The sequence below is a fragment of the Erwinia tracheiphila genome (assembly GCF_021365465.1).
Classification (GTDB): Bacteria; Pseudomonadota; Gammaproteobacteria; order Enterobacterales; family Enterobacteriaceae; genus Erwinia; species Erwinia tracheiphila.
On the sequence record NZ_CP089932.1, the window covers coordinates 1091655 to 1115213 of the forward strand.

Consider the following 23559-nt stretch of genomic DNA (forward strand, 5'->3'; position numbering starts at 1 on the left):
TGAACGGCTCTATTGGGCGTTGGTGCATGGATGCACTGGTTGCCGGGCTGAAACAGGGGTAACGGAAATTTCGGCGGTTCCGGCGTAGAACCCCAGGTTAAAAATCCGACGACGATGGCATTGTTAGACAAAACCCCACTTAGATCCCCGGCATCACTGGATGCGATTCAATCTCCTAACCATGAATGGCATCTTCACCGGCCGGAACCGGAGCAAGCTGGCGACGCAGCTCCTCACGCTCCACCAAGGCACTCAGCATGTCATCCAGCGGCAAGCGTTGTGAGGCGCTCGCGTAGACTGTCAGACAGGAAAACCCCGGAGCTTGCCGCCGGAACCCTGACCCGCCGCGAAACGGGTTTGTAGATTTCGTCGGTCTCCGGCCGGATTTTCAGTCCGGCCTTCAGCCAGCGGCTCAGCTGGCACTGTTGCAAAAATCTGCAGGTAATAAACGTATCGTCACCTTTTGATGATCGAGCAGCACATGAACCCATTCAAAGGCCGGCATTTTCAGCGCGACATTATCCTGTGGGCGGTACCCGCAAGGCGTGAAGCTCGATAAAGCCAATAGTCGTATCTCGTTGCCCAGGTTAGGGTGGATTCGTTATCGCAACAGTCGTGAAGTCATTGGCGAAGTGAAAAACGTCACGGTCAGCCAGTCATGCGGTAAATGGTATGTCAGTACACTCTGCAAAAATATATCAGCACAGTTAATGCGGCTGGGCTTACCGTTATGCAAACAGGCACCCCGGCATGACTTACCGCCCGACAAAGACACGGTATTACCGCAGCGACTGCGAATTTTCTCCATTTTTATCAGTATGTTACGGTAGTTACCCAATTGGCATCGCCGCCGACAGGCGCTTCGCCAACGCGTTTCAGCGCACCGCTTTGCGGATCAATGGCATAACTGCCGATGACCGCGCTTTTCTCCCCGCTGGCAACCAGCCAGCGACCATCGGCGGTAATGTCCATGCTGCGAGGCTGTTTTTCCACCTGCCAGCTACCGACCAGCGTCAGTTTTCCATCGCTGCGACTAACCTGATACCCTGTTATGGTGCTGCTGGTGCGTTCGCTGACGTAAAGAAACTGCCCGTCAGGGGTGATATGAATATCTGCTGCCCAGATACGCGGTGTGGTATCGTTGTAGCTGGCGGTGCGTTCGATCCCGTGTGCAAGATGATACTGTGCGGCAACGGCATTGGCGGTTTCCATCACCTTTACCAGCTTGCCGTTGGCTGCGCGTTTGAACTGGGTAATAATGCCGCCCATTTCTCCCAGATTATAAAGATAGCGATTGTCCGGTGACATCACCGAATGACGCGGACCGTTTTCTGCGGCGGTGCTGACAAAGCCACTGCCCAGCGCCGACAGTTCACCCTCCTGACTCAGTGTTAGCTGAAGCACCCGGTCGGTGCCGAGGTTGCCGACATAGACATTTTTTCCGCTGGCATCAACCACGGCGGAATGTGCGGCATGTCCGGTTTTATAGCGGCCAGCCGGTGGCGCAATCACCTGACCGTTCTCTGCCAGACGATAGACGTCAACCACATCACTGTCGTAGGATGCTGTCAGCAGAAAGCGGCCCTGCTTATCGGTACTGACCCAGGGATAACTTGCGGCAGCAGGCACCTCGCCATCTTTGCTCAACGCCCCGGTTTGCGGGTTAATACGCCAGCTCATCAGCTTAAACGGTGTGCTACGGACTGCCGTGTATAACAGGTGACCGTCGGCACTGAGTGCCATTGGCATAACTTTGCCACCAGCGGCGGTATGGTCGAGCAATTGCAATGCGCCGTTTTGCTCGTTAAGCGCGTAGCGGGCAACAGTGCCGTCATCGGCTTCAGAAACATAAACGAAGGTTTGCGCCATTAACGGTGTACTTACAAGGGACTTCCCCGATCATGGTGGGAGACTCAGAACGCCATGTTCAGCTTCCCGTAGTGGAACATTACGCCCAGCTTGAACCGTTCTTTATTCCTGAAGCCCCGTGACTTGATCCTCAGCAACCGTATTTTACTGTTCAGAGACTCCGCATTGCCGTTCGATACCCGGTTTTTCATCGCATTCAGAATGCCGTAAAGCCGCTTTGCCACCATGCGGGCAATGCTGACCATGAGTGGTATGCCGGTGTCTTTAGCCATCGCCATCCATTCCTGCCACAACTTACGGCTATGGTCGTCATAGCGGCGGTGCCACAGATCGCGGGCAAGCTCTTTCATTACCCAGCACTGGTTCGTTTGCGGTAACACCAGCCGGGCAACTTCTAACCTCTCAGCGCGGCGCCCAAAGCGATTTTGTTTGCTGTAAAACCATAAGTAGCGTGAGCGGTGGGCGTCTTTCCTGTCTGACGACGGGATCTGTTTCATCTCAGCCTGACGGGTTTTATCAACGATGGCGCACAACATTTTTGCCACATGGAAGTGATCGAAGGCGATTTTATCCACGGCATTGGGGAGATGGATGCGTGCAGCACTGATATAGGCCGTGTTCATGTCCATAGACAGCGTTTTTATCTCTTCAAGCTGGTGATCTCTCAGGCTACGCAGATAACTGGCAAGACTTTCTACACCGCGATCGTCGGTCAGTTGCAAAGCGCGTCCCTGCCTGTCAGAGATAACGGTGACGTACTGGTGTCCTTTTTTGAACCCGACTTCATCCACGCAGAGATGACGGGCCGATAAGGGTTGTTTTATCCGGGCCAGGCCTCGTTTTACTGCGCGCATCATGATGCCGTCCACGGCATTCCAACTGAGTTTGAGCTGCTTTCTGACAGCATCCACGGTGCTAATTTTCAGCCATGAAAGAACAAAGGCTTCGAACAACAGGGTGTAGCGGCTGCCTGGCCCCGCCCACGGAACCGGCAGTGTCTGGCAACCGTGCTCGGGGCAGTCAATGCGGGGTACATCAGCTTCAACCAGCGTGGTGAATTGACAGGTATCGAGGTGACGCCATTTGCGACGCCGGTGGTCATGTATGGGGCAGGATTTACCGCATGTTGGACAGGTCAGTTGAGTGTGCCCGACAATGCCGACAATCACAGTCACTGAACCAGATTTTTCATCAAGAGAAAGGGATTTTACCTGCCACGGTGCGGACAGGTTAAGGATATGGGCATAGAGGGACTTTTCGTCCATGGCAGACTCCTCAGAAAATCAAGACTGCCATCATAATGCCCTTAGCCACCACAACAGGGGAAGACCCACTTACAACCAGTAATGCGGCCGCGTACAGACTTTTTCTCATACTCTTTCCTTGCGCAACAGGGCGGGACGGTGGGCATCAAAATGCCAGTGATTAATCAAACGCGGCGTACCGGGCGCATCATTACGGTTTTTATCCGACAGTGCGCAATACAATGCGTTAAGCTTTTCTATGCGGGCCATCAATGCCTTTAGCATCATACTGTTGGCTACCTCAAAGTACATAGCCGATAAAGAAAATGCCGCACAGGGAAGGACTGATACCGACATCGGCTTGCTGTCGTTTTTTATAAAAATAACGGTGGCGTGGTCGATTGGATTCAGTATCGGGATAATGCGGCCGGACAGCATCGGCGCGATCTGCGGATAATTCAAAATAATGTCGGGCCATGATGCCTTACCTGCCAGGTGATGAACAATGCTTCAGATATACGCAGCGGCGCGGTGGGGCGCTATGGATAACTGCCAGAGAATACTTGTGCTATCACACGAAGTGTTAACAAATTCATATCGTTAAATGAATATCCTGTTACGTGTTTTTATTCAGAGATGTGCATTAGGTGGGGGCTGAAAGCTGACTAAACGCAATCTGCTCTGGTTTCTGTATAAAAAACCGGTCTGCGGGACCGGTTTTTTGCCTGGCAAAGCGCAGGTCAGATTTTAAGATAGATGCGGATGCCGTTGAGAAACATCTGTGTTGCCAGCATGATCAGAATCAATCCCATCAAGCGCTCCAGCGCATTGACGCCTTTTTCCCCCAGCAGGCGCAGGAACAGTCCTGACAGCAGCAATACCACTACCGTTGCGCCCCAGGCAATCAGCAATGCGCCGACCAGATGCGACATTATTTTCTCCGGGTACTGGTGTGAAAGCAGCATTAGCGTGGCCAGCAGCGATGGCCCGGCAACCAGCGGAATTGCCAGCGGCACCAGAAAGGGTTCTTCTCCGGCCGGGAGGCCGCTGCTGCTGTTTTCGTGTGAGGGAAAAATCATTTTGATAGCAATCAGGAACAGAATAATACCGCCGGAAATTGATACTGTTTCGGTACTCAGATTGAGGAAAGCCAGAACTTTTTCGCCGGTAAACAGGAACAGCAGCATAATCACCAGGGCAATCAGCATCTCGCGAATAAGCACCACCCGGCGACGTTTTGGCTCCAGATGCTTTAAAACCGACATAAAAATGGGCAGATTGCCCAGCGGGTCCATCATCAGCAATAATAATATTGTGGCGGAGATCATTTCATTCATCGTGATTTTTCTCTTAATTTATACGGTTCTATGCAGGTTATAAGCAGTTCTGCTGAAAATTCATCGCTAATCGATTTAATTCACTTGCCACTTTTTCAGCATTTTGTAAGGTATCCACCCTATCGGATTCTTATGACATTTATTGTAACAGGCCAACGTCACTGTCGCAGTTAGTTTGCTTTTCACCAACGCACATCTTCACTGTGAGACCTGCGAACACTGCCAGAAAGTAACATGGCCATAAATTCAGTCTGGAGCAGGTACAAAATGAAAACAGTAGGACTTATGGGTTGGCGCGGCATGGTTGGCTCCGTGCTGATGCAGCGTATGGCAGAAGAGCGTGATTTTGACGCGATCCACCCGGTCTTTTTCTCCACTTCACAACACGGCCAGGCCGCACCGGACTTTGGTGGGCACTCCGCTGGCGTATTGCAGGATGCTTACGATCTTGATGCCCTGAAGGCGCTGGATATTATCATCACCTGCCAGGGCGGCGATTATACCACCGATATTTATCCGAAACTGCGTGCGTCAGGCTGGCAGGGATACTGGGTCGATGCGGCGTCCACCCTGCGTATGAAGGACGATGCGCTGATCATTCTTGACCCGGTTAATCACGATGTTATTCGCCAGGGGCTGGGCCGCGGTATTAAAACCTTTGCCGGTGGTAACTGCACCGTCAGCCTGATGCTGATGTCGCTGGGCGGTCTGTTTGCTAATGACCTGGTCGAGTGGGCGTCTGTCGCCACCTACCAGGCGGCCTCCGGCGGTGGTGCACGCCATATGCGCGAGCTGCTGAGTCAAATGGGTATGCTGCACGATCATGTAGCAAAAGAGCTGCAAAATCCGGCATCCGCTATACTCGATATCGAACGCAAAGTCACGGAAATGAGCCGCAGCGGCGTGCTGCCGACCGATAACTTTGGTGTTCCGCTGGCGGGCAGCCTGATTCCATGGATCGACAAGCAGCTGGAAAATGGTCAGAGCCGCGAAGAGTGGAAAGGGCAGGCAGAAACCAACAAAATTCTGCAGCCAGCCGCCACTATTCCGGTCGATGGGCTGTGCGTACGCGTCGGTGCACTGCGCTGCCACAGCCAGGCCTTCACGCTGAAACTGAAGAAAGACATCCCGATGACGGAGATCGAACAGCTGCTCGCGGCGCATAATGACTGGGTGAAGGTGGTGCCTAACGATCGCGAGCTGACCATGCGTGAGCTGACGCCAGCTGCGATAACCGGCACGTTAAACACCCCGGTGGGCCGCTTGCGCAAGCTGAACATGGGGCCGGAATACCTTTCTGCCTTCACCGTGGGCGATCAGCTGCTCTGGGGCGCGGCTGAACCGCTGCGTCGCATGCTGCGGCTGCTGGTGGACTAACCTGAACGGTGCCTTCAGCAGTGGGGGCACCGAAAATCTGGTCGTGACGCAGACTTGCTGATCACGTATGCTTTGCGCTTTGGATGTAACATATGGCTAAAGTTGATGTCGTCTGCCCTCAGTGCAATGAAACTCATGCTGTACGATGTAACGGACATTCAGCATCCGGTGCCCAACGTTACATCTGCAAGCATTGTTCAAAGACCTTTCTGCTCAATTTTAGCTACTCCGGTGCCAAACCAGACACACACCAGACCATTGTTAATATGGCCATGAATGGTTCCGGATGTCGCGATACCGCACGGGTTCTCGGTATCAGCCTCAATACGGTTCTGCGGCACGTAAAAAAATTTCCCCAAAGCAGGTAGCTGAGAATATCGACCCCGAAACGGAGGTTGTTATCTGCTGTGAAGCCGGTGAACAATGGTCTTACGTGCGGTGTAAAAGCAATCCCCGGTGGTTGTTCTATGCTTATGACCGTATCCGCAAACGTGCTCTGGCCCATGTCTTCGGCCCGAGAAATGCCCCGACCCTGCGACGATTGCTGGCCCTGTTAAGCAAATTTAACCTTGCCTTTTATATGACAGATGCCTGGCCGGTTTATAAAGTTCTGTTAAGTGCAACAAGCCACGTGGTGAGCAAGAAATATACCCAACGGACAGAACGACATAATCTTAATCTTCGCACACATATCAAACGACTGACCCGCAGAACAATTTGCTTTTCGAAGTCAGAGGAAATGCGCGATAAGATCATCGGTTGGTATCTTACTCTTCATCATTATCAATAAATCTGCGTCACGACCTGATTCCTCATCCGGGCAGGCCGCAACTACTGAGGTAGAGCCAATATAGTGCTTAATAATATGCAGCATAACGTTTTTTTCACTTTTCCATGTCTCCATAATGTAGGGCTGGTTACGGATATTCCTGGCGAGCATGCAATACCCGCAGAATTTCTATTTCAAAATCATCAATGTGGTAGACAACTAAATAGTTCGGATGGACAACGATTTCGCGAGTGCCAGCAACTCTGCCAGGACGATAAAGATAAGGATGCTGAGGGAGGTTTTCGGCTACATGTACTATCTGTTGATGTAATTTTCGACTCGCAACAGGGTTATATTGTTCAATATAATCAATAATGTCGGCTAAATCGTTGAGCGCTGATTCCTTCCATTTAACCCATTGCACGCTTTGCCCTCAAGGTCCGTCTCTCTTCCAGCATTGCTTCCAGCTTTGCCATTGCATCATCGTGAGGAATACCCGGACGTGGGTCGTCCAGCGCGACCTGAACCTTAGCCCGGAACCAGCGATCATAGCTGTCAGCCTGCTCCTGAGTCTCAAATTCAGACACGATGGGGGACAGTTTAGTGGTCATTTTCTTCGTTCCTTATGCTGCTGGCCTTTTGACCAGTATAGCCTTTTGCGCCCTTTAGTCCAAGCCGGGATAACTCGGTGAAATAGCAAGCCTGCGCGTCTTTTCACCGGGTTGCCGTGGCCTGCGGGGAGCGCAAGCCCGCTTGTGCCGGGGTGGCAAAGAACCCCGATGGCGCGAGACGCGCCACGCTATGGATTCATCCTGAAATTTTCAAATTCTCCATTCTGGTTGTTTGCTGACCTTCACTCTCCTTTTCGCCCGTCTTGGCCTGCATCCATTGATAAAAGGAGGTTTATATGCACATCACACCGCTGCGGGCGGTATGTCTGGCTGGTTGTTTGTTCAGCTCGTTACCCCTTTACGCCGGGGAGAAAGACGAGCTGGCGCTGCTCATGAAACAACTCGATCAGCTTCAGTCCAGCCTGGAACGCGCCCGCGTGGTGTCGGTTCAGAACGGCCATGATGGTCGTTTTTATTTTGACTACCTGCGGGCGACAAAGGACATCAGCACGATGCGCCGTGGGATCGCGTTTTACCTTGAACCTTCACGCGCCCAGCCCTCCGCATTTAAAGCCGCCACCGGCAACGTGGAACCTACGGTTCTGAATCTGCTGTTTATTGGTTCACTGCTTGCCCTGCTCATTCTGTAGGTGGGGTGGGGGCTGGTTCATGTTTACCTGGGATATGCAGCGGGGAACGTTAAAGCCTCTGCGCTTCAGCGCATTGCGGTACGTGTCGTTATTTTTCTACTGGTCAGTCTGTTCCTGTTCGCCAGTTAACCCGTAATTCTTCTTTTAATTTGTAAGAAAACAACGATGAATTTTCACTCTCTTTTCTCCTGTCTTCGTCGAATGACCCGTTGCGCTTACCAGGCAGCGGCACTGTTGGTTGTGGGCGTAGTTACGTCAGCACAGGCAGCGCTACCCACGGTCGAAGGCCCGAAAACCAGCACTGACAGTTCGTTTTACGGTCAGATTTCCGGCTATGTTAACGATGGCATTGTGCTGGGCGGTCTGATTCTGGCCGCTGTAGCGCTACTGGTCGTTGCCAGCGCCATTATTGCTACTTTTGCTGAGGTTCAGCAGGGGAAATGCACCTGGGCCAAGTTCGGCATGCTGGTTGTGGTCGGTATCGTTCTGGTGGTCACGGTTATCTGGCTGGCAACCAAAGCCGCCACGGTCATCGTCGGATAAGGCGGACAGGTATGGCGACTATCACTTTTTTGCCTGACAGGCTGAATGCGGAACCCATCGTGTTCAAGGGGTTTACCACGCCTGAGCTGTTTATGACGGCGGGGGCCAGCGTGCTGGGCAGCGGCTGGAAGCAGCCTCCCTGCCGGAGCCGGAGAAAACGTCAGGAGCAAAACCGTGAGGATCAGCATGCTGATAGCGCCAGCCCTGCTGCTGGCATCCGTTGCCGCCCAGGCCGTTGAGCTGATGAAGTGGGAGCGCATTCCGTTGCAGATCCCGCTTGTCGTCGGGCAGGAGCGTATCGTCTTTGTGAATAAAAACGTGCGTGTCGGTTTTCCGCCCTCGCTGAATGACCGACTGCGTATTCAGAGCGCCGGCGGCGTGGTGTATCTCGATGCGAAATCGGCGTTTCCGGTCACCCGTATCGAGCTGCAAAACAAGGAGAACGGCGAAATCATTCTGCTGGACGTCTCGGCGACGCCGGGGAAAAACACGCCGGAGCCTGTGAAGATCGTCTATGACGGAGAGGTGGTCACCGCCGCCGCCAGTGACAAACAGACGGTGAGCGGTGATGGCGACAGCGCTGGCCGTCAGCCGGCGCAGAGTGACAGCACGCCCGCCAGCCGCAAACCGCCAAAGCTTAACGCGCCGTTGCCGGTGGTGCTGACCCGCTATGCGGCACAGAGTCTTTACGGGCCGCTGCGCACCGTCGAAGCGGTTCCCGGTATCAGCCCGGTGTCGCTGAAGCTGCCGTCGAACCTCACCACCGTGATGCCGTCCGAGCCGGTAATGGTGACACCGATGGCGGCGTGGAGCCTTCAGGGCAGCAGCGTGGTGGCCTTACAGGTACGTAATCGCTCTGCTGATAAGGTCGTTCTTGACCCGCGCGTTATTGAAGATCAGTTCACCACCGCCACCTTTCAGCACCGCTGGCTGGGGCGGGCCGGCACCCCGGAGGATACCTCCGTACTGTATCTGGTTACCTCCGGGCGACCGGAGAGCGCATTTATTGCCGAACCGTCCGTGACCAGACCCACCGGCAAACGCGCCCGACAGGAGAAGAAATAATGAAGCCTTCCTCCAGCCTGCTTGTAAAAGTCGCGGTGCCGGTGCTGCTGGCCGTTAAGTCCTGTTCGGGGAAGGAAAACCAGAGCAGCCAGACGCAGAAAGCCTCCGGCGGCTCGCTGAAAAACCTGACGCCGGAAGACCTGCGCACGCTGGGCGTTGAGGGCGACACGCCGCAGGATACCCTGCGCACCATTGTCGGTAACTTTCGCCGCGTGGAGGAGCGCCTTAACACCCTCGAAGGCGACAATAAAAAGCTCAGTGATGAAAACAAAACCCTGAAAACCAAAAACGGTAATGTGGACACGCAGATAAGCCAGGCGGTCAGCACCGCACGTAATGAAGAGGCGCAGAAACGCTCACAACTCAGCAGTCAGGTCGCGGAGCTTGGTTCTCAGGTGAATCGACTGATGGACCAGATGCAGCAAAAAAACGCAGGCGGCGACACCACGTCATCCACGAAAAACGGCGGGCCGGGCGGTGATATCCCGGTGGGGCTGGGCTATGACGGCGGCCAGAATGGCGCGGCGTCCGCACCGTCTTCGGACGGGCTGCAATGGGTGGAGCCAAAGGACGGAGTGGCCACCGATTCCGGCGGAAAGCCGGTAACCGACAGTAATAAAAACAACGCCACCGGCTTTGCCTTTGCGACGTCGTTCGATAAGGCCGCCGATGCCACACAGCAGGCGGCGGCTAAAACCACAACGGCCGCGCAGAACGCCATGAATGAGGCGGAGAAGAATACCGATCCGGTTTACACCCTGCCGGAGAACGCGACGCTGGTCGGCAGCCGGGCGATGACCGCGCTGCTGGGACGTATTCCGATCGACGGCAAGGTCACTGACCCCTATCCGTTTAAAGTCCTTATCGGTAAGGACAACCTCACTGCCAACGGCATTGAGCTGCCTGACGTGCAGGGCGCTGTGGTGTCCGGCACCGCCACCGGCGACTGGACGCTCTCCTGCGTACGCGGCTCCATTACCAGCATCACATTTGTCTTTACCGACGGGACGGTCCGTACCCTGCCGTCACCCAACGGACAGAACGGCGGGGGGAGTCAGGGCGCACAGGGCAGCGGCAACGGCGGCAGTAATAATGCCGGCATCGGCTGGCTGTCTGACGATAACGGTATTCCGTGTATTTCCGGTACGCGCAAAAGTAACGCCTCCACCTACCTGCCCACCATTGCCGGCCTGGCCGCTGCCACGTCAGCCGGCGATTCGCTGGCGGCGAATCAGAACACCAGTCAGACCAACGGCTACGGTGGCGTGACTTCCAGCCTGACCGGGGACGCGGGCCAGGCGGTGCTGGGTAAGGCTTTTGCCGGGGGAATGCGTGAAACCGTGGACTGGGTGAAGGCCCGCTACGGCCAGACCTTCGACGCCATTTACGTCCCGCCGGGCCAGAAGGTGGCGCTGCACATTACCCGCCAGCTGGCCATCGACTACGAAGAAAAAGGCCGCAAGGTGAAATACGACTTCAGCCTGGCCCGCAGCGGCACGGGCATGGACTGATGAGGAACCCAATGCACAACGATAACCTGGAATACCGCGTCGTTTACACGCCGCTCAGTGGTCGCCTTTATAGCGGTCTCATCCGACGGGATAACGGCAAATGGCAGGGCAAGCCGCATGATGTCACCGACTGGGCGATGCTGGCGGTCGGTCTCAAACTGTCACGCGAGGGCAATGATATCCTCTTTCCGCTTCCGGATAACCGCTGTATAAGAATTTCCGCGTTTTTCTGTGACGCTGAAGGTGCGGAGGTCCCATATGACCAGGTTTAAAACGCTGGCCGCTGTCCTGCTGGCGGTGACGCTTACCGGATGCAGCACCTCCAAAGATGAAATGCTGCCCCCGGGCGACAGCAGTATGCTGGATATGTGGAATGACGGCGCGTCGGTCACGCACACCACCACGGAGAGCCGGGCCACGCTGCGCAGGCCCGTTTCCGACGGTGAACGGGTGATTTCGCAGCAGACCCGTGAGAGCTACAGTCGCACCCAGGAAAATGAAATTCAGCAGACTTTTCCCCGGCTGCCTAATCCGGACATGGTGATGTACGTCTATCCGCATCTGGCAGATGGCAGCACCCCGGTGCCCGGCTACAGCACCGTGTTTCCCTTTTACAGCCAGGTGCAGTACGCGCTCCCCGGTGAACGCACGGAGGATCTGTGATGACGTTTTCACTGTTTCGACGCCGCTCACGCTCGCAGGATCCGCATCAGCACGGTGACGGGCCGTTTTCGGTGAACGGCCATGAGCCACTGACCCGGGAAGGCAGGGTGACCCGCGCCGATGAGGCAAGGCTGTACGACACCGCACCCTCGATAATCGACCACATCCCCTGGGGCGAGTATCTGCCGGAACACCAATGCATTCTGCTGGATGACGGCGTGTCGGTGGGGGCGGTGTATGAAATCACCCCGGTCGGCACCGAAGGCCGTCCCGCTTCCAGGCTGGATGAAATCCGCGACGTCATGGAGAATGCCCTCCAGGACAGCCTGCCGGAGCTGGATTCCCACCAGTGGGTGGTTCAGTTTTTTTGTCAGGATGAGTCCGATCTGACCGCGTACATGGACCGGGTGCGCGGCTACGTTAAACCCCGTGCGCAGGGGACTGCATTTACCCGCGCCTGGCTTGACGAGCAGGCGCGTCATCTGAAAAACGTCGCCGTTGAGCAGGGTCTGTTTCTGGATGATGCCGTCACCGGTGCCCCGTGGCGCGGACAAATCCGTCGCACCCGGATGGTGATTTACCGCTGGGTGGAGACGCCTTACCGCGATCCTCTGGCCCCGGAGGTGCTGCTGAAGCAGGTCTGCGATCGGCTGACCTCGGCGATGAGCGGGGCCGGTATCCGCAGCGAGCGGCAGAACGGTGAACAGATCCACAGCTGGCTGCTGCGCTGGTTCAATCCCTCGCCGACGTGGGTGGATAAAGCGACCCTGTACCGCTGCGCCCGGCACAGCGACGACGCGCCCGGCGAGCTGCCGCTGCTGAATGATTTCAGCGAAAGTCTGTGGTTTACCCGGCCCCGCAGCGATGCGGAAAACGGGGTGTGGTGGTTTGATAAGGTGGCGCACCGGGCGGTGCCGGTGGCCCGCCTGCGTAATGCTCCGTCCACCGGGCATCTGACCGGCGAGGTCCGGCGGGGCGATAACATTAACGCCATCATGGACCTGCTGCCGGAAGGTACGGTGCTGACCATGACGCTGCTTATTCAGCCGCAGGACAGGCTGGAGGAAAATTTTGCCCGCCTGAGCCGGGATTCAATGGGTGAGAACGTGGGCTCGCTGCGTGCGCGTGAGGACGCGGCCACGGCGCGTACTTACCTCGGCAACAGGTACAAGCTTTACAGGGCAGCGGTGACCCTGCTGATTAAGGCGTGTGATATTGCCACGCTGGACAGGCGCTATCTGGATCTCAGCAGCACGCTGCTGAACTGCGGGCTGGAGCCGGTCAACCCGGAGCATGACGTTGGGCCACTCAGCAGCTATCTACGTGCACTGCCGATGTGTTTTAACCCGGAGAAGGACCGCCATAACTGGTACACGCGCCTGATGTTTGTGCAGCATTTTGCCTGCCTGGCACCGGTTTACGGGCGCGATACCGGGACGGGCAATCCGGGATTCACCTTTTTCAATCGCGGCGGCGGACCGCTCTCCGTTGACCCTCTCAACAAGAACGACAGGACCCAGAACGCCCACAAGCTGCTGTTTGTCCCCACAGGGGCCGGTAAGTCGGCCACGGCGCTGTGTGAGCTGGCGCAGATGATGGCCATCTACCGGCCGTGCATCTTCCTGCTGGAGGCCGGTAACAGCTTCGGACTTTTTGGCGACTACTGTGCCTCGCTGGGCCTGACGGTCCACCGGGTGAGCATCAAGCCGGGTAAAGTCATCTCGCTCGCGCCGTTTGCCGACTCGCACCTGCTGATGCGGGCCAGACCAGATGCGCTGATGGTCAGCGAAGAGGATCTGCCAGATATTGACGAGGACGGGGGCGATGACGACGATAAGGATGAAGAACGTGACGTGCCGGGCGAAATGGAAATTGCGGCCCGCCTGATGATAACCGGCGGTGAAGCTGCGGAGGAGGGGAGGATGACCCGCGCCGACCGGGGGATGATCCGTGAGGCGATGATGATTGCTGCCCGTAAGGTGTATGAGGAGAACCGGCAGATGCTGCCGGAAGATTTGATGTTTGCGCTACAGAATATCGCCCGTGATGTCAGCATCGGGGAGGATGGTCGTGAGAAACGGACCGCCGCCCGGCGGGCGCGGGCGGAGGAGATGTCGGAAGCGCTGCGCATGTTTACCGAGGGCTTTGAGGGGGAGCTGTTCAACCGTCCGGGCACGCCGTGGCCGGAATCGGACATGACCATTGTCGACCCGGGTGCGCTGGCCCGCGAAGGCTACGAGGCTCAGATAGCGGTGATTTCTCTGCTCAACACCATCAATAATATCGCTGAACGGGAGCAGTACAGCGATCGCGACACCATCGTGCCCATCGATGAGGCGCATATCGTTATCGCCAGTCCGCTGCTGGGACCGTATGCCACCAAAATTGTAAAGATGTGGCGTAAGCTCGGCGCATGGCTGTGGCTGTTTACGCAGAACCTGGCCGACTTTCCCGATACGGCGAAAAAAATGCTGAACATGGCGGAGTGGTGGATCTGCCTGGTGATGCCGCCGGATGAGGTGGAGCAGATTGCCCGTTTTAAAACGCTGACCGACGAGCAGAAAACCATGCTGCTGTCGGCCACCAAACTCCCGAGGAAATATACCGAAGGGGTGATCCTCTCGCGTAAGGTACAGTCGCTCTTTCGTGCCGTGCCGCCCAGTCTCTGTCTGGCGCTGGGGATGACGGAGAAAGAGGAAAAAGCCGAACGGCGTGACATCATGAACCAGATGCACTGTAGCGAACTGGAGGCGGCGTTCCACGTAGCACGTCGGCTGGATGAGAGCCGTGGTCTGCATACTGAACAGAGGACAGCATGAAAAAACTGATTATGGAACCGCCGTCGGTCGTCCCTGACAGGGCGCTGATTGCCACCGTCATCTTTACTGTCCCGCCGCAGGGGCTGGCGTCAGTTGGTGAGTCTGACAGCGTGGCGCTGGGACAACTCCGGGAGGAAATACTCAGGCGACTGGAAAAACCGGTGCTGCTGTCGGCGTACCCACACCGGGTGGGGCGTCGCAGTTGTCTGGCGGTGCATCTGGAAGACAGCAGGGGCAGAACGCCGGATATTCTCATCACCGTCACCGGCAATACGCTGTGGCCGGGAGAAGGCGAGTTCAGGACCGGTATTCGCTGGAATATCTGCGTGCCGGATGCCACCGATATGCAGTGGGTGCTGAAGGAGATTGACCGGGTGGCCTGCGGCGGGGTGTGCAGTTAAGCGGGCCTGTGGGTTATGCGGGCAGCGCGGTTTGCTGGCTGCGTAAGCCTCAGGTTGCGGTTGCGGGCGGCAAAGAGCCCGCGTTCAGTTTGTCAGGATAGATTCAATGATCGGCGCCGGAAATTCTGCGTTACATAAAGGGGATGGCTGCAAAACCGTCCCGGCAGATGCTCCAGAAGCAGGCATGTGGTACGAATTGCATCGCTTACAGTTAATTTACAATATCAATAATGGCTGATAAAAATCCGCTAAAATCCTGATGGGATTCAATGATATATTCAGTTGAAGCTTTATCAAGTATCTGAAAGCAATCCTCAGTCAGATGGTAAGTGAACAGCGACATGCCATCCTCGCCAATCAGCACTCCATCTGCGAGGTTTGGGTCAACATAGATTTGATTGTCACGTGCTTCAACGTTACGGATGTAGATATTTGACCATAGGGGTTGACCATTTTCCGCCTGTACCACGCTGTACAGCGTCAGCCCGTTGTATTCCAGACCGTCCATGACGCTAAACATTTCTGAATAGTCCGGTCGGTTTATCATCAGACGCTGAATATCCGCATAAACGGTTTTTTTTAATTCGTCCCAATCTTCGGGAGACGATTTATTTATCAGGTTTGCCAGTACGTCTGGATCAACGGGACGTGCTACAGGGTAACCATCCGTAGTCATCAGAGTGCTGAAAATGGCAAGCAGTTGATTTATATTTTTCATATGCGTTTCTTACCTCCCCGGTGGGTAGATTACGCCGTTTGGCGAAGGCCATAAGACTTTTGTGCTGGAATTGTAAGGCAGATCTTTAGTAATTATCGCCTGTGCCTTTGACAGAGCAGAATGATAAGGCGAGTTCTGTATCAGTATCAGGTTATCAAGCGCATTTGTACCACCATCATCCAGAGGAATTTTATGGTGTACCTGCCAGCCAGGCGGCACCTTTCCTTTCGCCAGACGTTGTAAATTGCTGGAATCAAACGTTGATAGCGCATCAGGATGATTGGAAAGAGATTTAAGAAAACCAGATCGCACAGAGCTGTTGAACTGTCCGCGTAAGGCATGGTACTCAGTGCGGTCGCGCCGCAGGTAGTCAAGTTGAGTTACATTCATATCATCCATTAGAACATGTGCTTTTTTGTATTTTCCCAAATAGCTTGTCAGTTCTTCTGCTGCCAGCGGTTTCTTAATAATTAGCAATGAAGCAGCAGCTACCATCAGGCCTGACGTGGTTTCGTTTAAAACTCCGTCGTATCCTTTAACTGCATCACCGTCAAGCTGTTCGGCAGTTTTACGGAATCCTTCAACATTACCGTTATAGATACCGCCGGCAGCCAGCAGCCTCCCGACATTCTTACTGTTCAGAGTTTTTCCTGCGGTTTCATAAATCACTGGCTGTGTGCCTCCTCTCCTCAGCTGCCTTGAAGAGGTCGGTGTGGGTTTTCCACCTGAACTTCGGTAATCACGCTGACTTACAGCACGATTAAATGCGTCAATGATTCTCTTCTCCCCCCCAAACCTGAATACTTTGTCATTACGGCAAATCAGGATGCCATCGTCGTTTATATAAAAAAGTCCGGCAGGCAGGACGGATACTTCATTCAGACATACCACTTGATGGTTAGGAAACTGAATCATCGTTTTAAAAATTTCCTGACCATGAGCAGCAGTGTCTGTAATGCAGTAATGATGTGCCATCGGGAACGTTATGGTCATAAAATGGCATTTGCGGCGCGTTTTTAACCTGAAAGCTGTTTTTCAGACGCACTTATCCCGCAGTCTGTGCCAGAAGCCATCGTTTCCGGTCGATGTTATGCAGTCTTTCTGCCACCAACTCCGACGCGTGCCTCCCGGCCTGCGCACTGCTGAAGCGCAGTCGGTTGCCGCACAGAATGCATTTGTACGGATCCGTGCGCAGAAATTCTTTCATCAGCGCGGCGAAGCCGGGCTTCTCCGGTTTTTTCCGCGCTTCCATCTCCAGGGCTTCATACACCTTCGGCAGCAGGCTACCCCGTTTACGGTTTGATAAAAAACCGTAATAACGCACCATCTTAAAATGCTTCGCCGGGATATGGCTGATATAACGTCCGATCATATCTTCCTGCGTCAGCGTCTGCTGCCGGTACTGCTGCGTACGGTGGTCGTAATAGTGGTGCACCACCGCGCCGCCGCTGTAGTGCCTCAGCTTCGCCGCCGACACGGGGGGCCGTTTCAGGTACCGGCCCAGATATTTGACGCTCCGCCAGGCCCCCCGGGTCTTCTTCGCGAAGTGGACCTTCCAGCGGCGCCCGTACTGCGCCTGCAGATAGCGCAGCCACTGTTTTTTGTCGTGGATATGCCCCAGCCCCGGCAGCCTGCCGGGGTTAATCAGGTCATAGCTGTGGCGCAGCAGCCGGATGACGGCTCCGCGCCAGATTTCCTCCACGGCATGCTTTTTAAAGAAGAGGTCGCGCCATACGCCGTGTTTAATATCAAGCCCGCCGCGGGTGACGGAGAGATGAATGTGGGGATGCTGGTTGAGCTGGCGACCGTAGGTGTGCAGGGCGCAGAAGATACCGACTTCCACACCCTGTTTTCTGGCCCAGCGGAGCATGGCGCGGGTGGCTGCGCGGAACAGGGCATTGAGCAGAGGCCAGTTATTGTTGAAAAAGGGCCACAGCAGATGGGGCATGGTGAAGGTGATATGCTGCCAGTCGCAGTCGGGCAGAATTTGCTGTTGCTCTGTAATCCACTGCTCCGTGGCCTTATGTCCGCAGGAGCTGCAGCCTTTTGATTTACAGGTCTGGCAGAAGAAGCGGGTGTGGGTGCAGTCCGGGGAGGCGCAGCAGTATCGCTTCACCCCCATGGCAGCAGTGCCGCAGGCGAGCATGCGCTCGACGCAGAGTACGGTCCAGGGGCTGAGGGTGTCCCCGTGTTTATCCATATACCGGTTCCAGGCGTCATCAGTGGTGAACAGCAGTTTTGCCGGGCGCGGGATATACATGCGGCGGATTATCGCTCTGCAGTGGCACCGGTATTATAGTGCCAGTCGTCACAGTCATCGGCCCAGTTGTCGGTGTGTTTATCCCAGGGAGCGAAGGTCACCGGCAGCATGCCGGATTCTGTGGCGATAATAAACACATCGGCTGGCATGGACTCAAGGACGACATCGCCGTCGGGTGAGTCAGGCGGCTCAAAGCCGCGGATGATGCAGACGAGAGGCGGGTCGAAGTGTGTATCGAGGAAAAACTGTGGCCCCAGGTGGACACAGTGACGAATGGCATCCTGCGGAGTGTCGTAAAAAAACTCGTCGGGGTCGTCATAATCGCTCCGGGGCGGAATGGACACCAGAAAACGCTTAGGATATCCGGGTATAGCGCGTCGGGACGAGGGCGTGGGTTTACGCTTTCTGGGGGCTTTGCTACGGGCAATGTGAATGATTTCCTGAGAAATTAACATACCGCAGAGTATAAAGCTGTGAGCCGGTCATGAACACCCTCGGAACGGCAGAGCCGTGACGCTCGCCCTGTAAGGGCGCTATGTTCTGACGATATTCTTCGTTATGGCTTGCTGTATGACTGCATTTACGTGGTTTATGAATGATGGGTACAGCAAGATTGCCGAAATGCAGCGTATGGAAGCCGTCTGGCAGAAAAAAGCCCCACTGGCTGATATATCGCGTTGTGATGGGAAGCCCTGCGTTAAGGTGGATGCTCGCACTACATATGGTGATAAAGAGAATACCTGGATGATTATCAAAAAATAAAATAACGGCTCATAAAGAACCGTTATTTTTACTTATCGCAATAGATGGAGTGAAGAGGGGGCAGCTCAGCTCTCCATTTAAAACAAAATAACTTAATAATTAAATTGTTTTATTAAATATCACTCAGCGCTTCTTTTACACAATCTGAGATTGGCGTTGTTTTTCTTCCAATTAATTTTGATAGATTTCGTTCATCATTGAATAGTGCATCTTTTGATGCTCCAGTATCCCATGATGCAATTGCATCAGCAAAGTCTTTTGGAAGACCAGCTTTTTTCAAAGCTGAAGAATAATCATCTTCTGAAAGATTACAGTAAGGTGTTTCTTTTCCACTTTGCTTGGTTATTTCTTCGGAGAGATTTGTCAGTGTATAGAAATCATCCCCAGCAAGCTCATAAGTTTTTCCCTTATGCCCGCCTTGTGTTAAAGCGATGACTGCAGCTTCAGCATAATCTTTTCTAGGCGCAGATGATATTTTTCCGTTACCTGCACAGCCATAGAATGCGCCGAGTTGCAGTGCAGTTTTAATTGAATCAGTATAATTTTCTGAATACCAGCCATTACGAAGGATCGTGTAATCAATCCCTGAGTTTTTAATATCTAATTCTGTCTGAACATGCTCCGGAGCAAGATTTAATGGTGAGCTATCAGCATATAAGAAGCTGGTGTAAACAATATGCTTCACGCCGGATTTTACTGCAGCATCGATAACATTTTTATGCTGGATTGCACGCTTCCCAATTTCAGTGGCTGAAATAATTAGTAATGTATCAATATTTTTTAGTGAATCAACCAGTTCTTCTGGCTTCGTGTAATCAAATTTACGAACAGTGACGCCAAAAGCATCAGCCTTTTCAGGTGTTCTTGCCAGAGCAATTATCTGTGATGGCGCTAATTTTTCTTTCAGTTTGTTAATAACCAGATGCCCTAACTTTCCGGTAGATCCTGTAATCGCAATTTTCATGTCATCTCCATTTATCGTTCTTTCGTTGTATTCTTACAGTTCATTGGTTAATATACATGAAATGAAATTATTGGTAAGTACTTATAAAAAGGTAAGTATAATTGAACGCTAGCAAAGAGAAGCAAGTGACTGAAAATGAAATAAAAAAAAGCGACTGGATTCGTTGTGATGTTATGGCTAAAGGTTGCCCATCGAGAACTGTTTTGCAGCACCTAAGTAGTAAGTGGGGCTCTCTTATCGTTGTTGCTTTGTTATCAGAGACGCATCGGTTTAGTAGTTTGAAGAGAAAAATTGATGGCATAAGTGAAAAAATACTATCCCAAAACTTACAGTTACTTGAGTGTGATGGTATGGTAATAAGGCATTCATTTAATGAAATCCCCCCTCATGTGGAGTATTCCCTTACAACACTTGGTAAAGATGTCGCTATAAAGTTACAGGAGTTGATTTTTATTATTGAATCCAGCCAGGAGTTTGTTCTAAACAAAAAATAGGGATTTAAATGAAAATAGCTAATTTCCAAACAAAATGGTTTTATTTCAAGGGGGTCTGCTGTGGGAGATAACCATGATTGGTTGGTTATTGTTCATTGGGATAGCGTTAAGGATGCAGAGGCGTCTATGAGTTCATTTATTGACGCCCCGGCCGCAAAAAAAATCATGAATAGTATTGATGCGAGCTCAATGAAAATGAGTAGATATGTAAAAAAAGATTAATAATTTATTCTCAAAGTTGAGGTTTCTATGAAGTCTTCAAAAAAAATAGCTTTTATGGCAGTTTTATCTTTTTCCATACTATCACAAGTTTCACTAGCTCAGGTTGATATCATGAATGATAAAGAATTTAATGAGGTTAGAGAGCATTTTAAATCTGATTTTCCAGGTATTCCTGATAAGGATGTGTTGCAGTACTTAAAAGATGCTGGTAACTATAAACCAGCGCCTGAACTTTTAAGTTTGAGTGGTGTTCCTAAGGGGGAAATAACCGAGCATACTTTAGTGGGAAGTAAAGCTTACCCTGATGCAGAACATAAATACTGGATTTATATTCCAGCTAATTATAATGACAAAAAACCCACAAGGCTGATGGTTTTTTTAGATGGTAAATCTTATTTAGAGTATGGAAAGGATAAGAAGTATTCATTTCCAGTACCTAATGCTTTAGATAATTTGATTTATCAAAAACAAATCCCATCAGTTATAGCGGTATTTATTGATCCAGGTAGTAAAGGGGATGGGCTACCTATTTATGGCGGCAAGGATAATAGAAGTTTGGAGTATGACTCAGCTGATGGAAAATATGCTAACTTCTTAGTTGATGAGGTTTTGCCTCTGGTTCAGAGTAGATACAATATAGCTAAAGATCCTGAGTGTCGTGCAGTCATGGGGGCTAGTTCTGGAGGTTCTGGAGCTTTTGGTGTGGCCTGGCATAGGCCTGATGCCTTCAGGAAAGTTATTTCCTCAATAGGTAGCTATGTTAATATTCGTGGTTCTGACTATTATATTTCTGCAGTAAGGCAAGAAGAAAAAAAACCTATAAAAGTGTTTTTACAGGATGGTAAAAATGAGATCGATACGGTTTTTGGTAACTGGAAATTAGCCAATGAACAAATGGCATCATCTTTGGATTATAAGGGCTATGACTATAGATTTGAGCAAGGTGATGGGGGACACAATTATGTTCACATGGCCTCTTTGGCTGGAGATGCATTTCGCTGGATATGGAATGATAAGGCAGATGAAGATAGCTGTATTATAAAATAAATGAAATAAGGTACGCATAATAAATTTATTTTGTTATGCGTATTCTATAAAATAGCAATGGCTTTTTTACATAACATCTCTTACCGGTACCGCTGAAACGCGCTCAGGGCGCAAAACCGCTCCGAGCCTCAGAACACACCGCTTTACCCCGAAAAAACGCCAGAATCGTGGAGGGTAAATTTTACCCGACTGCATAATCCAGATTATTAATGTTTTCCTCAAGCAGCGCCTTTTCTCCGGACACACAGTCATCATCAAAGTATGCATCGCCCTGAGGATTCATGATGGCGTACATGAATGGTTTATCCCTTTTCGTTTCGGGGCCTGACAGTTCTGCGCTGACAATGCTTTCCAGCGTCTCAATATGGGCCAGTAACGCATTAATATCTGCATTATTCAGTTTTCGGCAGCGTTCTGATATGCCGGGCGAGGGTTTCATTATTTTTTCTCCGGTACGGTGAAAAGCTACGGCTGCTGGCTCAGCGGTTGAGTTTTATAGTATGTGCGCTCAGGCATTTTCAGTGTCCTCTTTAAGAAGGCTTAATGCGTATGAAATTGCATCAGCTTCAGCCAGTAGCCCCTCTTTTCTCAGCGCATCTGCCCTGACCATGAGAACGCTGATGGCTTTTTCTGTTGCGCTCATTTCCTGAGAGTCTTTCAGAAAAAGGAGCCAGTGGGTCTTATCCGCTTTGCCGGTGCGCTGCCAGATCGAAGGCTGCTGCGGTGTCAGAGCGATAATCATGCTGACGGGGATTTGCGTTTCATTCCATTTGAATACGAGCGTACCCTGGGGGCGTAATACCCGAAATGCCTCGCTGAAACCCTGCCGGATATCGTCCTGCCAGGTCTCCCGATTTAACGCGCCGTATTTTTTACCCATCCATGATTTTTTGCCGACGCGCATAAGGTGGGGCGGGTCGAAGATTACCTGGGAAAATGAACCGTCAGCGAAAGGCAAAGCACGGAAGTCAGCAATAACGTCCGGCATGATGTGCAGTTTACGGCCATCGCACAGCGTATGATGCTCACAACGAATATCAGTGAATACGGCGCGTTTGTCTTTCTTATTCAGCCAGAACATCCGCGAACCACAGCACATGTCCAGGATGGTGTGCCCATGAACTGATGCCACTGTGGTTGCGGGGCAGGGGACGCCGAATTTAATCATGCACATCACCTTTTTCCCCGGACATAATTGCGATTGCGTAATCGTTGCCACGCAGAACACGCACTGCCCGGGTGTATTCAGGCACGAGTCTGTCTTCGAACGCATTCAACGCGGTGGAACAAAAATTCATCTCTGTCTCATCATCGTTTTTGTAAGCAAAAGAGCACATCATCGGTATCCGGTAAGTTTTACAGATCGTGATGATTTGCGTCATCAGCGGAGCAATCTGCTCGTCATAAACGTTCTCGTGGTCAAAATATTCAGGCATCGTCGCCTCCCTGCGCGCGGTCTAATCGCTCAATTTCAGCCAGGAGTAACGCCGCCGCTTTCACCAGGTTACGGCGGTAATCTTTCGGTTTGAAGCAACCATCATGCCAGTCAGCTGGCCAGTAATTTTCAGCCTCCATCGGTTCGATATAGCTGATGGCCGCCGCTGCCAGTTCGTTGCCAACATAAGTATCATCATGCTGAGTTGAATATCCTTTTACTGAATGCTGACGCTGGCGTTCAGCAATAACGTCATTAATTGCCGTGCTCATTTCATCTCTCCCTCTGAGAGGTGCTGATATGGTTATTTTATATTTCCGCTGGGGAAGTTTTAATTTCGTCTGTCAGCTGGATAATTAATTTTGCAATTTTGTATATACGCATACCTTCATCATTGAGAACTTTATTGCGCCCCTTTCTGATAAACAGTGGCTTTCCAAGTTGCTCTTCAAATAGTGCCATCTGCTGTGATAATGCGGATTGTGTACGATTGAGTTCTGTAGCAGCCGATAGGAATGTTCCTCTTTCTTTGATAAAGACAAGGCTGCGTAATACACCAGTATCAATATTCATTTCGTAGACCCGTCACTGAGTTAGCCATCATCAAGTTGTTTTTGTATTACCGGATCGCACCCATCATCAGGGGCTAAAGGCTGTTGATGAGCAGACTTCAGCCCCGCTACCCCACCCAACAGCATGCACCCCTGTCGCTGAGGATAATCTGTGATGGCAGTCCAGAATGCACTGACTCTGGCCATTCTCTTTTTGCGTATAAACGCGCCAGAATTGCGCTTTATC

At 52.3% G+C, this 23559-nt stretch carries 28 protein-coding genes and 4 pseudogenes; 15 read left to right on the forward strand and 17 right to left on the reverse strand.

The genetic code is table 11. From position 1 onward, the window contains the following. Positions 1–530 precede the first annotated feature (530 nt). Positions 531–680 (forward strand): annotated as a pseudogene (locus LU633_RS05545) (RNA-guided endonuclease InsQ/TnpB family protein); the annotation flags it as partial. A gap of 133 nt (positions 681–813) precedes the next feature. Here LU633_RS05545 and LU633_RS05550 read toward each other — a convergent pair. The 5 genes from LU633_RS05550 to LU633_RS05570 all read right to left on the reverse strand — a co-directional run bounded on the left by LU633_RS05550 (position 814) and on the right by LU633_RS05570 (position 4450). Then, the gene (locus LU633_RS05550; RefSeq protein ID WP_046372216.1) at positions 814–1869 is read right to left on the reverse strand and encodes a lactonase family protein; all 1056 of its coding nucleotides are present in this window, start codon (positions 1867–1869) and stop codon (positions 814–816) included. 44 nt (positions 1870–1913) lie between these two features. Next, positions 1914–3134: an ISL3 family transposase gene (locus tag LU633_RS05555; protein WP_046371806.1), complete on the reverse strand. Its 1221-nt coding sequence runs from the start codon at positions 3132–3134 to the stop codon at positions 1914–1916. A gap of 105 nt (positions 3135–3239) precedes the next feature. After that, the gene (locus LU633_RS05560; protein ID WP_161796998.1) at positions 3240–3401 is read right to left on the reverse strand and encodes a hypothetical protein; all 162 of its coding nucleotides are present in this window, start codon (positions 3399–3401) and stop codon (positions 3240–3242) included. Positions 3402–3414: 13 nt separating this feature from the next. Continuing rightward, positions 3415–3591, reverse strand: a complete 177-nt coding sequence (locus LU633_RS05565; RefSeq protein WP_161796999.1) for a hypothetical protein — start codon at positions 3589–3591, stop codon at positions 3415–3417. A 262-nt stretch (positions 3592–3853) separates the two neighbouring features. Continuing rightward, on the reverse strand, positions 3854–4450 hold the full coding sequence (locus LU633_RS05570; protein WP_016193254.1) for a YhgN family NAAT transporter: 597 nt from the start codon (positions 4448–4450) through the stop codon (positions 3854–3856). A gap of 267 nt (positions 4451–4717) precedes the next feature. Between LU633_RS05570 and asd the strand changes: the two genes are divergently transcribed. Next, positions 4718–5827 (forward strand): aspartate-semialdehyde dehydrogenase, encoded by a 1110-nt coding sequence (asd, locus tag LU633_RS05575; protein WP_016193253.1) that lies wholly within the window; start codon positions 4718–4720, stop codon positions 5825–5827. Between the two features lie 92 nt (positions 5828–5919). Beyond that, a protein-coding gene (locus tag LU633_RS05580) for an IS1 family transposase (RefSeq protein ID WP_233481998.1) occupies positions 5920–6617 on the forward strand; the annotation gives its coding sequence in 2 pieces (ribosomal slippage) (positions 5920–6169 and positions 6169–6617; 699 coding nt in all). Between the two features lie 127 nt (positions 6618–6744). Here LU633_RS05580 and LU633_RS05585 read toward each other — a convergent pair. After that, entirely contained in the window at positions 6745–7020 is a 276-nt protein-coding gene (locus LU633_RS05585; protein WP_016192653.1) for a type II toxin-antitoxin system RelE/ParE family toxin, read from the reverse strand. Further along, positions 7007–7207, reverse strand: a complete 201-nt coding sequence (relB, locus tag LU633_RS05590; protein ID WP_016192654.1) for a type II toxin-antitoxin system RelB family antitoxin — start codon at positions 7205–7207, stop codon at positions 7007–7009. The genes LU633_RS05585 and relB overlap by 14 nt, the downstream gene beginning before the upstream one ends. A 296-nt stretch (positions 7208–7503) precedes the next feature. Here relB and LU633_RS05595 point away from each other — a divergent pair, with 296 nt between their 5' ends. From LU633_RS05595 to LU633_RS05640, 9 genes and pseudogenes are all read left to right on the forward strand, one after another. After that, positions 7504–7857 (forward strand): integrative conjugative element protein, RAQPRD family, encoded by a 354-nt coding sequence (locus tag LU633_RS05595; RefSeq protein ID WP_016192655.1) that lies wholly within the window; start codon positions 7504–7506, stop codon positions 7855–7857. 201 nt (positions 7858–8058) lie between these two features. Then, on the forward strand, positions 8059–8400 hold the full coding sequence (locus tag LU633_RS05605; RefSeq protein ID WP_407647032.1) for a TIGR03745 family integrating conjugative element membrane protein: 342 nt from the start codon (positions 8059–8061) through the stop codon (positions 8398–8400). A gap of 11 nt (positions 8401–8411) precedes the next feature. Further along, a pseudogene (locus LU633_RS05610) lies at positions 8412–8516 on the forward strand (DUF3487 family protein); the annotation flags it as partial. 70 nt (positions 8517–8586) lie between these two features. Next, positions 8587–9465: a TIGR03749 family integrating conjugative element protein gene (locus LU633_RS05615; protein ID WP_016192659.1), complete on the forward strand. Its 879-nt coding sequence runs from the start codon at positions 8587–8589 to the stop codon at positions 9463–9465. After that, complete coding sequence (locus LU633_RS05620) at positions 9462–10976, forward strand: TIGR03752 family integrating conjugative element protein (protein WP_152664262.1); 1515 nt, start codon at positions 9462–9464, stop codon at positions 10974–10976. The genes LU633_RS05615 and LU633_RS05620 overlap by 4 nt, the downstream gene beginning before the upstream one ends. A gap of 11 nt (positions 10977–10987) precedes the next feature. Next, positions 10988–11248 (forward strand): DUF7446 family protein, encoded by a 261-nt coding sequence (locus tag LU633_RS05625; protein WP_016193251.1) that lies wholly within the window; start codon positions 10988–10990, stop codon positions 11246–11248. Then, positions 11235–11639: a TIGR03751 family conjugal transfer lipoprotein gene (locus LU633_RS05630; protein ID WP_016193250.1), complete on the forward strand. Its 405-nt coding sequence runs from the start codon at positions 11235–11237 to the stop codon at positions 11637–11639. The genes LU633_RS05625 and LU633_RS05630 overlap by 14 nt, the downstream gene beginning before the upstream one ends. Further along, positions 11639–14458 (forward strand): conjugative transfer ATPase, encoded by a 2820-nt coding sequence (locus tag LU633_RS05635; protein WP_046372218.1) that lies wholly within the window; start codon positions 11639–11641, stop codon positions 14456–14458. The genes LU633_RS05630 and LU633_RS05635 overlap by 1 nt, the downstream gene beginning before the upstream one ends. After that, on the forward strand, positions 14455–14859 hold the full coding sequence (locus tag LU633_RS05640; RefSeq protein ID WP_016192662.1) for a hypothetical protein: 405 nt from the start codon (positions 14455–14457) through the stop codon (positions 14857–14859). Before LU633_RS05635 ends, LU633_RS05640 begins: the two co-directional genes overlap by 4 nt. 211 nt (positions 14860–15070) lie before the next feature. Here LU633_RS05640 and LU633_RS05645 read toward each other — a convergent pair whose 3' ends face one another. The 4 genes from LU633_RS05645 to LU633_RS05660 all read right to left on the reverse strand — a co-directional run bounded on the left by LU633_RS05645 (position 15071) and on the right by LU633_RS05660 (position 18181). Continuing rightward, complete coding sequence (locus tag LU633_RS05645) at positions 15071–15577, reverse strand: YrhA family protein (RefSeq protein ID WP_046372219.1); 507 nt, start codon at positions 15575–15577, stop codon at positions 15071–15073. A gap of 9 nt (positions 15578–15586) precedes the next feature. Continuing rightward, positions 15587–16246 carry an HNH endonuclease signature motif containing protein gene (locus LU633_RS05650; RefSeq protein WP_040465833.1) on the reverse strand — a complete coding sequence of 220 codons (660 nt, stop codon included), beginning with the start codon at positions 16244–16246 and terminating at the stop codon, positions 15587–15589. A 376-nt stretch (positions 16247–16622) separates the two neighbouring features. After that, positions 16623–17837, reverse strand: a complete 1215-nt coding sequence (locus tag LU633_RS05655) for an IS91 family transposase (protein ID WP_046371879.1) — start codon at positions 17835–17837, stop codon at positions 16623–16625. 8 nt (positions 17838–17845) lie between these two features. Then, positions 17846–18181, reverse strand: a complete 336-nt coding sequence (locus tag LU633_RS05660) for a hypothetical protein (RefSeq protein WP_052734695.1) — start codon at positions 18179–18181, stop codon at positions 17846–17848. A 193-nt stretch (positions 18182–18374) separates the two neighbouring features. Between LU633_RS05660 and LU633_RS05665 the strand changes: the two are divergent. Continuing rightward, a pseudogene (locus LU633_RS05665) lies at positions 18375–18599 on the forward strand (mobilization protein MobX); the annotation flags it as partial. A gap of 112 nt (positions 18600–18711) precedes the next feature. Here the strand turns inward: LU633_RS05665 and LU633_RS05670 are convergent. Beyond that, a complete protein-coding gene (locus LU633_RS05670) occupies positions 18712–19563 on the reverse strand; it encodes an SDR family oxidoreductase (protein WP_016192667.1) in 852 nt (283 codons plus the stop codon). A 101-nt stretch (positions 19564–19664) separates the two neighbouring features. On the opposite strand from LU633_RS05670, the gene LU633_RS05675 reads away from it, so the two are divergent. Together LU633_RS05675 and LU633_RS05680 are read left to right on the forward strand one after the other, a co-directional pair. Further along, entirely contained in the window at positions 19665–20057 is a 393-nt protein-coding gene (locus LU633_RS05675) for a winged helix-turn-helix transcriptional regulator (protein WP_016192668.1), read from the forward strand. A gap of 249 nt (positions 20058–20306) precedes the next feature. Next, positions 20307–21326, forward strand: a complete 1020-nt coding sequence (locus LU633_RS05680) for an alpha/beta hydrolase (protein ID WP_016192670.1) — start codon at positions 20307–20309, stop codon at positions 21324–21326. A 181-nt stretch (positions 21327–21507) separates the two neighbouring features. On the opposite strand, the gene LU633_RS05685 is transcribed toward LU633_RS05680, so the two are convergent. From LU633_RS05685 to LU633_RS05705, 5 genes and pseudogenes are all read right to left on the reverse strand, one after another. Beyond that, positions 21508–21765 carry a hypothetical protein gene (locus LU633_RS05685; RefSeq protein ID WP_016192671.1) on the reverse strand — a complete coding sequence of 86 codons (258 nt, stop codon included), beginning with the start codon at positions 21763–21765 and terminating at the stop codon, positions 21508–21510. Positions 21766–21981: 216 nt separating this feature from the next. Beyond that, a pseudogene (locus LU633_RS05690) lies at positions 21982–22494 on the reverse strand (class I SAM-dependent methyltransferase); the annotation flags it as partial. Continuing rightward, the gene (locus LU633_RS05695) at positions 22487–22762 is read right to left on the reverse strand and encodes a hypothetical protein (protein WP_016192673.1); all 276 of its coding nucleotides are present in this window, start codon (positions 22760–22762) and stop codon (positions 22487–22489) included. The gene LU633_RS05695 and the pseudogene LU633_RS05690, both read right to left, overlap by 8 nt. Beyond that, positions 22755–23033: a hypothetical protein gene (locus LU633_RS05700; protein WP_016192674.1), complete on the reverse strand. Its 279-nt coding sequence runs from the start codon at positions 23031–23033 to the stop codon at positions 22755–22757. Before LU633_RS05700 ends, LU633_RS05695 begins: the two co-directional genes overlap by 8 nt. A 37-nt stretch (positions 23034–23070) precedes the next feature. Continuing rightward, positions 23071–23334, reverse strand: coding sequence for a LysR family transcriptional regulator (locus tag LU633_RS05705; RefSeq protein ID WP_016192675.1), 264 nt, complete (start codon positions 23332–23334; stop codon positions 23071–23073). Positions 23335–23559 lie beyond the last annotated feature (225 nt).